The 9,477-nt window shown below is 64.6% G+C and carries 12 protein-coding genes; 5 read left to right on the top strand and 7 right to left on the bottom strand.

Annotated elements, in window-relative coordinates; all coding sequences use genetic code 11:
• Window positions 1-128 precede the first annotated feature (128 nt).
• Window positions 129-566, bottom strand: coding sequence for a DUF3995 domain-containing protein (locus AC07R1_RS02835; protein WP_019094294.1), 438 nt, complete (start codon window positions 564-566; stop codon window positions 129-131).
• Between the two features lie 96 nt (window positions 567-662).
• On the opposite strand from AC07R1_RS02835, the gene AC07R1_RS02830 reads away from it, so the two are divergent.
• Both AC07R1_RS02830 and AC07R1_RS02825 read left to right on the top strand, forming a co-directional pair.
• Window positions 663-1,049: a DUF2946 domain-containing protein gene (locus tag AC07R1_RS02830; protein WP_047286184.1), complete on the top strand. Its 387-nt coding sequence runs from the start codon at window positions 663-665 to the stop codon at window positions 1,047-1,049.
• Window positions 1,050-1,136: 87 nt separating this feature from the next.
• Complete coding sequence (locus AC07R1_RS02825; RefSeq protein ID WP_495110082.1) at window positions 1,137-3,272, top strand: TonB-dependent receptor; 2,136 nt, start codon at window positions 1,137-1,139, stop codon at window positions 3,270-3,272.
• A gap of 60 nt (window positions 3,273-3,332) precedes the next feature.
• Here AC07R1_RS02825 and AC07R1_RS02820 read toward each other — a convergent pair whose 3' ends face one another.
• The 3 genes from AC07R1_RS02820 to AC07R1_RS02810 all read right to left on the bottom strand — a co-directional run bounded on the left by AC07R1_RS02820 (window position 3,333) and on the right by AC07R1_RS02810 (window position 5,156).
• Window positions 3,333-4,346, bottom strand: a complete 1,014-nt coding sequence (locus AC07R1_RS02820) for an ABC transporter substrate-binding protein (protein WP_410036969.1) — start codon at window positions 4,344-4,346, stop codon at window positions 3,333-3,335.
• A gap of 136 nt (window positions 4,347-4,482) precedes the next feature.
• Window positions 4,483-4,686, bottom strand: coding sequence for a hypothetical protein (locus tag AC07R1_RS02815; protein WP_015635322.1), 204 nt, complete (start codon window positions 4,684-4,686; stop codon window positions 4,483-4,485).
• Window positions 4,686-5,156: a hypothetical protein gene (locus AC07R1_RS02810; protein WP_026020109.1), complete on the bottom strand. Its 471-nt coding sequence runs from the start codon at window positions 5,154-5,156 to the stop codon at window positions 4,686-4,688. The genes AC07R1_RS02815 and AC07R1_RS02810 overlap by 1 nt, the downstream gene beginning before the upstream one ends.
• A 602-nt stretch (window positions 5,157-5,758) precedes the next feature.
• On the opposite strand from AC07R1_RS02810, the gene AC07R1_RS02805 reads away from it, so the two are divergent.
• From AC07R1_RS02805 to AC07R1_RS02795, 3 genes are all read left to right on the top strand, one after another.
• On the top strand, window positions 5,759-5,989 hold the full coding sequence (locus AC07R1_RS02805) for a hypothetical protein (RefSeq protein WP_026020108.1): 231 nt from the start codon (window positions 5,759-5,761) through the stop codon (window positions 5,987-5,989).
• A gap of 78 nt (window positions 5,990-6,067) precedes the next feature.
• Window positions 6,068-6,430 carry an HlyD family secretion protein gene (locus AC07R1_RS02800; RefSeq protein WP_169891827.1) on the top strand — a complete coding sequence of 121 codons (363 nt, stop codon included), beginning with the start codon at window positions 6,068-6,070 and terminating at the stop codon, window positions 6,428-6,430.
• An 84-nt stretch (window positions 6,431-6,514) separates the two neighbouring features.
• Window positions 6,515-6,754 (top strand): DUF2789 domain-containing protein, encoded by a 240-nt coding sequence (locus AC07R1_RS02795; RefSeq protein WP_011060895.1) that lies wholly within the window; start codon window positions 6,515-6,517, stop codon window positions 6,752-6,754.
• Here the strand turns inward: AC07R1_RS02795 and AC07R1_RS02790 are convergent.
• The 3 genes from AC07R1_RS02790 to AC07R1_RS02780 all read right to left on the bottom strand — a co-directional run bounded on the left by AC07R1_RS02790 (window position 6,751) and on the right by AC07R1_RS02780 (window position 9,280).
• Window positions 6,751-6,969, bottom strand: coding sequence for a hypothetical protein (locus tag AC07R1_RS02790; protein WP_019094291.1), 219 nt, complete (start codon window positions 6,967-6,969; stop codon window positions 6,751-6,753). The two genes, AC07R1_RS02795 and AC07R1_RS02790, sit on opposite strands and share 4 nt — an antisense overlap.
• Window positions 6,970-7,090: 121 nt before the next feature.
• Window positions 7,091-8,329, bottom strand: coding sequence for a methyl-accepting chemotaxis protein (locus AC07R1_RS02785; RefSeq protein ID WP_374046142.1), 1,239 nt, complete (start codon window positions 8,327-8,329; stop codon window positions 7,091-7,093).
• Between the two features lie 546 nt (window positions 8,330-8,875).
• A complete protein-coding gene (locus tag AC07R1_RS02780) occupies window positions 8,876-9,280 on the bottom strand; it encodes a TraR/DksA family transcriptional regulator (protein WP_123723309.1) in 405 nt (134 codons plus the stop codon).
• Window positions 9,281-9,477: the final 197 nt, after the last annotated feature.

The raw sequence follows: 9,477 nt of genomic DNA, 5'->3' as shown, positions 1-9,477 counted from the left end.
CTGCACCTAGGAGCCGGCTGCCGGCGACGAGGCCCGTGAGCCTTGCGGCGACTTCGAAAACGCCTTCGCTGGCAAGCCAGCTCCTGCACCAGCCAGCTCCTGCACTGGCCAGCGCCGGCTGACTGCCCTCAGGCCCAGGCCAGCACCAGCAACCCGGCCCCCAGCACCACGCACAGGGGGGAATAGAACAGGGTGTCGAGGCGGGCGAATTTCGAATCCCGGACTTCCTTGAAAAAACCCACCAGCTCGGAGTCGCCGATGGCCCGGGCGAACATCAGCAAGGCAATGGCGCTGATCACCCACTGCAGAGACGGGTGGGTCACCGTCGGCAGGTAGAGCCCGACCCTCAGGCACACCAGCATCGCCACCAGCAACAAAGCCACTGCCACCAGCATCGTGGCCAGGGCCGGCGGGCGGAACGCCGGCTGGGTCATGCCGGGCCCCGGCCCCGGCACCTCGGGAATCACCGCATCACTGCCACGCTTGCCACCCGCAGCCCAGTACAGATGGATCAGACTGATCAACAGGAAGCTGCCAGCCACCCCCTGTGCGAGCAGAAGATTCATGTTCAGACGTCCGTGCAGAAAATGTCGCTGAAGAATGGACTCGATTGACCGTTTTTGTAAGTACGTTCGTCGCCTTCGATGATAAAGTGCCGCCCCATGAAATTTGCCCGTTCCGATCGCTCGCTCGTTGCCTGGATGCTCTATTGCTGCGTCCTGTTCAACGTGTTCGCCTGCAGCATCGGCCACGGGCAGATGCTCGGCATGCAGCTCAACGGCATCGGCGGGCAGTTCTGCAGCGTCGACCCTGCCACCCAGGCGCCGCTGCAGAAACCGGCCGACCAGGGCTCCCTGCCCACTCTATCCAAAGCCTTCGGTTGCCCGCTGTGCTCCACCGGCGGCATGGGCCCGGCCCTGAACTCCAGCCTGACCCTGGCCCTGCTGCCGCAGCCCCAGGCCCCGCCTGCGCGCCCCCTGGCCAAGACCGACCTCCCCGCCCGCTCCACCTGGCCCGCGGCCCACCCCCGGGCACCGCCTCTCGCCTGATTCCTGCTCGTGCTCAACCTGCCCACTGCGCTGTCGCGCGGCGCGCGTTCGTGGGCCTTTTCCTAGCCAAGAATTCAGGATGCACCGATGAAACACCTTCCTTTGCTGGCGAGCCTGCTGGGCTGCCTGTCGATCAATGCCTGGGGCCAGCCGAGCCTCGAACTGGCCCCCACCACCATCGGCGCCGATGAGGCCGATGCCGAGCCGGGCCTGAACCTGGACCAGTCCAGCGGCATGGCCTCGCGCCTGGGCCTGAGCCTGCGCGAAACCCCGGCCTCGGTGGCCGTGGCCAGCCGCCAGGACCTGGAGCGAAGCGGCGCCCGCACCTTCCAGGAAGCGGCCAACGCCCTGCCCGGGGTCAACGCCAGTGCGCCGCCGGGGTTCGGCGGCTTCGTCTCCTACCGTGGTTTTACCAGCAGCCAGATCACCCAGATGTTCAACGGCATCAACGTCGCCACCGGCCTGGCCCGGCCCGTGGACGCCTGGATCTACGACCGGGTGGAACTGGTGGGCGGCCCCTCGTCGCTGATCAATGGCGCTGGCTCCGTGGGCGGTTCGCTGAACTACGTGACCAAGCTCGCGGACCGCCGCGAACAGGCTGCCGAAGGCCTGCTCGGCTACGGCAGCTACGACACCACGCAGACCGCTTTCGGGGTCAACCACGCCCTCAGCCCGGCCGGCGCCGAGGTGCAGCACTACGCGCGCTTGGACGTCAGCCACAACACCAGCAACGGCTACATCGACCGCCAGGAAAGGGATGCCTGGAGTCTGGCCTTCTCCCTGCTCAGCGACCTGACCCCGGACCTGTCCCACACCCTGGCGGTGGAATACCAGGATGAACACGAGGACAGCCCCTACTGGGGCACCCCGGTGCTCAATCCCAAGGCCGGTGAGCTGAAGATCGACAAGCACAACCGCTTCAACAACTACAACGTCGCCGATGGCCTGTATGAACAGCGCACTGTGTGGCTGCGCTCGATCATCGACTACCGGATCAACCCCAGCACCAGCCTGCGCAACACCCTCTACCACCTGGACAGCCAGCGCGACTATCGCAACCTGGAGACCTACCAGTACAACGCCGACAACAGCCGGGTGAACCGCTCGACCGCCTACCTGGTACGGCACCAGGGCCAGCAGGACGGCAACCAGTTCGAACTGCGCCACGATGATCAGCTGTTCGGCCTCGACACCACCTGGTCCGGGGGGTTTGAGTACAAGGTCAACAGCACCACCAACTCGCCCTGGAACGTGCCGGCCAGCAACAGCGTCGATCCCGGCAACTTCCAGCCGGGGTACTTCTATGACCTGAAGGGCACCCGCCAGGGCTGGGCCAAGGACAAGACCAACCAGGTCACCACCCGCGCCCTGTTCGTCGAGAACCGCTTGGCCCTGACCGACGAGCTGTCACTGCTCAGCGGCCTGCGCTACGACGCCATCGACCTGGACGTGACCAACCACCGGCTGATCACCGCCAGCAACCCGCGCCACCTCAAGCGCAGCTGGGAACCGGTCACCGGGCGCCTGGGCCTGACCTGGCAGTTCCTGCCCAGCGCCAATGTCTACGTGCAGTACAGCACCGCCGCCGAGCAGCCCAGTGGCACTCAGAACTTCGAGGTGTCCACGGGCAAGCAATGGGAAGTGGGCAGCAAGTTCGACTACCTGCAAGGACGGGGTTCGGCGACCGTTGCCGCCTATCGCATCGAGCGCAAGGACTTTGCCGTCACCGATCCCCTGGACCCGGCCAACAGCATCCCGGTGGGCCAGCAGACCTCCAGGGGCATCGAGCTGGCCAGTTCCCTGCACATCACCCCCAAGCTACTGGCGCAAGCCAACTTCGCCTGGGTGGATGCCGAGTACGGCGAGTTCAACGAGAAGATCGCCAGCGGCGCGGTGGTCTCCCGCAAGGGCAACACGCCGACCAACGTACCGGACCGGCTGGCCAACCTGTGGCTGACCTATGACCTGTCGCCCAACTGGCAGACCGGGGTCGATGCGCGCTACGTGGCCTCGGTATACGCCGACAACGCCAACACCCTGCGGATGCCCGCCTACACCCTGTACGGCAGCTTCCTGCGCTACAAGGTCGACAGCCACACCACAGTGACCGGCCGGGTGCGCAACCTGACCAACGAGGTCTATGGCCAGTTCGCCCATGTGTCCCCGGCGTACTACCTGGGCCAGCCGCGAGCCTTCGAGGTGGCGGTGCAGACCCGCTTCTGACCCCTGCCCTGCACCCGCCGGGCGCAAGGTTCAAGGGCCCATTCGCCGACACGCCGGTGCCTACAAGGTGGCGGCGATCCTGTCCGCCACGTCCCGGGGCACCCAGGCGCGCCAGACGTCGGGGTGCTGCTTGAGGAAGGCCCGGGCCGCGTCCCGCGGGGCGCTGTGATTCTCGCTCATCTGCGCCAGGGCGCGGTTCAGGGGCTCGATGGGCAGTTCGACCTTGGCGAAGAACTGCGCCAGTTGCGGGTACTGCTTCTGGAATGGCGTGGACACCCCGATCGACAACCTGGAGGCCAGGGAACGGGTTGGCCGGGGGTTGGGGTTGGCGGCGTCGGTCAGGGTCTTCCAGGCTTCGGCGTCAAAGGGCGGTTCTTGCAGTTGCACCAGCTTGAAGCGCCCGAGCAGCGGCGTGGGCGACCAGTAGTAGAACAGGATTGGCTTGCCGCGACGGATCGCCGAGCTGATCTCCGCATCCAGGGCCGCTCCGGAACCGCTGCGAAAATTCACGTAGCTGTCCTGCAGGCCATAGGCCTTGAGCTTCTGCTGGTTGACGATCTCCGAGGTCCAGCCGATCGGGCTGTTGAGGAAACGCCCCTTGTCCGGGCTCTCCGGGTCCTTGAACACGTCCTTGTAGCGGGCCAGGTCGGTCACGCTGCGCAGCTCCGGCGCCAGCGGCTTTATACCCTTGGCCGGGTCGCCCTTGATCACGTATTCCGGCACCCACCAGCCTTCGGTGGCGCCCTTGACCGTATCCCCCAGGGCCTGCACCTTGCCTTCGGCCTCGGCCTTGACCCACACCGGGCTGCGCCCCGCCCACTCTTCGCCGATCACCTGGATGTCGTTGTTGGCCAGGGCCGTTTCCAGGGTGATGGTGGTGCCGGGCAAGGTGTCGGTGGGCAAGCCATAGCCCTGCTCCACCATGATCCGCAGGATCTCGGTGATCAGGCTGCCGCTTTCCCAGTTCAGGTCGGCGAAATGAATCGGTTGCGGCGCCGCCACAACCGGCTGCACCGTACTCAGGGCGGCAAGGCTCAACAGGCTGCTGGCCAGCAGCGCGCGGATTCCTTTCATCGGGGTACACCTCTTGGGTCAGGACCTGGGCCACAGGGGCAGGCAGCGCCTAAGCGCACGGCCCCCAAAGCATTAAGTCAACTGACTGTAGTAGAGGTTCAGTAGTTTCAACCCCAGGCCATTCCCGGATGGCCGCTCAAGAGGCCGGAGGCTCCTGCAACCGCTGCAACTCGCGGCGCACCATGCTGGCGTAGGCCGCGGGGCGCAGGTTGTACAGCTGGGCGGCGACCCAGTTCAGCCAGGCGCCCTGGAGCACGGTCTTCTGCGCGAACAGGCGCTGGGCTTCAGCGCTCGCGGCCTGTTGATGCTCATGGTGAAACGCGGCGCGGCCCTGGCTCATCACTCGCTGGCCTTGAAGCTCACCAGTTCGCCCTTGCGCCATTTGGCGGCCTTGGCGGTCACCGCCTTGAGGGTCTTGGTCAGGCCTTCCTGCAACTGCTCGTTGGCGGCAAACACGGTCACCACCGAATGGCCTTCCTTGAACAGGATGCCCTGCCCCAGGGGGCTGCTGACAAAGGCGTAGTCGCCCAGGCCGTAGACCGTCAGCTTGATCTCGCGAAAGCGGATCTCCATCTTGCCGCCTTCACGGCTGGGCAGCACGGCGGCGCGAAAATGATCGCCGACCTTGAGTTCAAGGCGCGGCTTGTCGTCCACCACCAGGGCCGTCTCGGTGTCGATCTCGGCGACGTAGATGCCTTCGGCGGACTGTTCGGTGAGGTAGACAAAACGAGATTGGAACTGCTTGACCAGCTTTGCGCGCAAATCACCCAACACGAACAATGCATGCATTTCAAGATTACTTACTGCCAAGGAACACTCCCCGATACTCAAAATGATGTCGCCCGGAAAAAAACGGACGGCACGAAAAAACCGCCATGACGGCGTAGTCACCCCAATCGGTTACCCAATACACACAAGTGCAGCTGGCACTCCTGGCCACGACGCTGGCGGCGGCACTGAGCAAGGGGCATTTCGCCGATGCATCAGGCACATGTCGAAGGCGTGAGGAGTGAGCTCTGACCCGCAAAGCGTGGCGGCGCGTCGTCGGGGGTGGGTGCTGGAACAGGCCTGCTGGCCGGATGCACCCGGGTCACGATTCCCCCGGTCGGCAGCCACTTCGGGTTGCAGAGGCAATTCTAGAGCAACTTTGTGCATTTCGACTATTTAAAGCGCACACCGGCTTCGCGCGCACCCACTTCAGCAAAAGCCGGAGTTGACGCACAGCCGGTAATATTACCCAGCAACAGAAGCAGGAAGTTTCAGATTAGATCATCAGAATAATCGCCACCTAGAATCCAAATGATATAACTCAGCCCGCCATCACCCAACAACTGCCATACTCCGCCATTGATTGAATGCCCCCCTCTTGGGGGGCGTTCAAGCACTCACTCATCTCCAAGGGAAGGCTAGAAGTGACCGAACTAGATATTGGCGAGTTTTTCATTCGTGGCGAGTGCAGAGAAGTCGAAGGCGAGTTCCAGGCCGTGATTGCCATGCGCGCCAAACCCCCACTGACCCAGGTCACCTTCCACCAGGTGGAACGCGATCGCTGGTTCAAGACCTCGGAAGACGCTGCCGCGGCAGCCAGAGCGTCGGCCAAGGCCCTCAAGCAGGCCATCGACCAGGGCGCCCTGAACGCCTGACAGACAGCGCCAGTCAAGGATCCGACAGCGCGACCGATACAAAGGCGAGATCCGTTTAAGAGCATCATGATGATCGACTTGAAACCCCCATCTCGCCTGGCCGACTTTCTCAAGCCGGATCCAAGCACTGCGGTACTGGAAGCCTCGGACGACGGCGAGACCCTGGTCCTGAGCCGCTCCAGCGCGCAAACCCCGGAAGAGGCGCTGTTGCTGGCGAAGAAGAAACGCATCCGCCAACTGAAAAAGCAGATCGAGCTGCTGCAACAGAAACTGCAACGGGCCAAGGCCCGCCTGGCCACGGTCAAGGGCGCCAGTTCCGGCTCCGACACCGGCCGGGCCATGGCCCTGTCGTCCGCCCGGGCCCAGGTCATGGCCTACAGCACTGCCCTGTCCATGGCCCAGACGGCGTTGTTCCAGGCCGAGAGCGGCACCCTGGCCTGAACCCTTGGATCGAACTTGCGCGCCTGCCATGCCTCAGATGCACTGAGGCAGCGCCGGTGCTGCCCGTCACCCAAGGAGATCACCATGGAAGCGCCCACCCATAACCTCGAAGGGCTGTTCGACCAGTTGGGCCTGGATTCCAGCCCCGCCGCCATCGATGGTTTCATCGCCCGGCACTCGCCCCTGGACGAAGACCTGAAAATGATCGACGCCCCCTTCTGGACGCCCCAGCAAGCGGCCTTTCTCAAACAGCAACTGCGCGAAGACGCCGACTGGGCGCCCGTGGTGGACGAGCTCAATCTGCGCCTGCACCAGGCCGGTTAAGCCGAATGCCGCAGGTGCCGGCCGCCGGGCAGCAGCACCTGCAGCTGCTGCTGCCAGGCCAGCCGGCACTCCTCGGCCTCGGCGCGGCTGGCAAAGGCCGTGCCGCGCTGTTCGCCATTGACCAGAACCACCCAGCACGCACGACGGCCCTGGGCCCGCAGGCTGGCTGGCACGCCGCTGCCAATCATCACCGCTACATCGACTTTGCTGTGCATGGAGCTACCTCCAGAAAATTAGTTAGCTGCCTAACGATGTTGGCATACTAACTAACTTGCCGGCCCCTGGAACAGCCTGTTCCTGCATTGCAGCATTACCGATAGCGTAACAATGGAGGCCTCAGCCCTTGCCCGAGCCTGGCGCCTGCTCGGGTTTGTAACCCAGGCGCAGCCCGCCCCAGTGCCGGCCGCGAACCATGATCGGCACCGAAAGGTCATGCATCAGCTCGCCGGTATCCCGGGTATAGGTCTGCAGAAGCAGCGGTTGCTGGTGGCTGCCACAGCGGATCCCCGTGCGGTCGGCGAACTTGCGCTTGCTGCGGTTATGCAGGTTGTCCACCTCGGGATCGCCGGTCAGCGGCTGGGAAAAAACCTTGTTGTGGGTCGGCACGTAGCCTTCCTGGGTACAGGCGATGGCGAACACCAGGCCATCGTGGCGCGGCAGCAGGGATTCCTGGATCGGCGGCAGCACCTGATCGGTGTAGCGGTCGAAGCGGGTCTGGTATTTGGCCGGGTCGGTGTTGGCGATCAACTGGTAGTGACGATCGAACAGATCGTCGAGGCTGATGCGGTTCTGCTCCAGGTCGGCCTCGAACTGCTCGGCAATGCGCCGCGCGCCTTCGCGGGCCAGGTCGTAGATGCGCTGGTGATAGTCATCCAGGCCCACCGCCGCCAGGCGTTCGCTGATGGTTTCCGCCTGCCCTTCCATCTGCACCGCGGCCTGCGCCAGGCTGCGGGTCTGCTGGTCGCTGACCGCCAGGTCGCTGCGCATCTGCTCCACGGCATGAAACAGGCTGTCCAGTTGCTCGCGGTTGGTCTCGGCGCCCCGGGCGATCTCGCTGACCTGCCCTTCCACCCCGGCCGCCAGGCGCGCGATGTTGTCCAGGTGACGACCGGTGTGCTCCACCTGCTCGACCCCCAGGTTGAGGTCGTCGGCCAGCTGGCGGATCTGCTCCACCACGTCGCTGGTGCGCTGCTGGATATCCGCCACCATCACCCCGACCTCGTCGGTGGCCGCGGCGGTGCGCCCGGCCAGCCCGCGCACCTCATCGGCCACCACCGCGAAACCGCGCCCGTGTTCCCCGGCCCGGGCCGCCTCGATGGCCGCATTCAGCGCCAGCAGGTTGGTCTGGCTGGCGATGGACTGGATCACCAGGGTCACCCGCTGGATCTCCTCGCTGCGCTGGCTCAGGGCCTCGATCAGCTCACGGCTGCCATTGGCGCGCTGGCTGAGCAGGTGCATGCGGCTGATGGATTCCCCCAGCACCGTGCGCCCTTCGGCGCTGCTGGCGTGGGCCTCGCTGGCGGCGCCCAGGGCCTGCTGGCTGAGTTGGGAGGTGACCTGCTCGGTCTTGATCATCACTTCGGCGTTGCCGACGATGCGCGCGGCGGCGTCGAGCTGGGATTGCAGCTTGCCTGCCAGCTGGGTCACCGAGTAGGCCACGCCCGCCGCGGACAGTGCGTTATGGGTGGTGCCGTAGGACAGGTCACGGGTCAGCGCCGACAACTGATCGTCAGCCGTCGCGTTCGCCACCAGGGGCCGCCCGCGCGCGCGCAACCGCGGCAGCCAGATCACCAGCACCGCCACGGGCAGGCACAGGTACAGCGACCAGCCGCCCAGGGCCTGGCCGGCGAACAGCGCCATCAGCGCCGCGCTCTGCAAGGACGGCGCCCACCAGCGGGCGGCGGTTTCGGGTGTTGCCAGCGGCTGCGCGACCGGCGCCGCTAGAGATCCATCTCTTGACATCTGTGTCACCCCACATCGTTCTAATTGTTTGCGGCATTAGACGCCACTAGAGGGCCATTATCCATGGTCCCTTAGTCGCGGGTTTGCAGCAGATCAAGAGAATGTGCGGGCGGGCACTGCCCGAAAAAACAGAGCCCCCGCTGTGGCGGGGGCTGGCGATCAGGCTTGACGCTGATGCTTGTCGATCTGCTCGTGGCGCTCTTGGGCCTCGATGCAGTACTTGGTGGTGGGGCTGATCAGCAGGCGCTTGAGGCCGATCGGCTCGCCGCTGTCGTCGCACCAGCCGAAGCTGTCGTCGCTGATCCGGCCCAGGGCCTGTTCCAGTTGCGGCAGCATGCGCTGGTCGCGATCAATGGCGTTGACCAACCAGGTGCGCTCTTCTTCGACGGAAGCGGCGTCGGCCGGGTCAGCCGGGGTGTCCAGGCTTTCAATGGCGATCCGGTTCTGTTCGATGCGCTCGTGGGTTTCCACCTTCATGGCTTGCAACAGGTCGCTGAAAAAAGCGTGCTGCTCGGCATTCATGTAGTCATCCGCCGGCATGGCCAGCAACTTATCCTTGGTCATTGATTTCTCTATAAAAAATACGTGCATTAAGGCGAATTCAAACTGTTTCCGGTTGACCCGTCAGGTCATCAGAAAGGCGCCATACCTTCCAAGCGCCACCCGGCACTCAATTTACGAGGGGCGGCAGTCTAAGGCCGGTTTGAGGGCGCAGCAACTGAAATGACAGCGAATCTGTCCGACAAACCGCACAAAGCCCG

The organism is Pseudomonas sp. GW821-FHT07F01 (assembly GCF_059418825.1).
The sequence above is the reverse complement of the archived record's forward strand: the minus strand, read 5'-3'. Positions and strand labels throughout refer to the sequence as shown.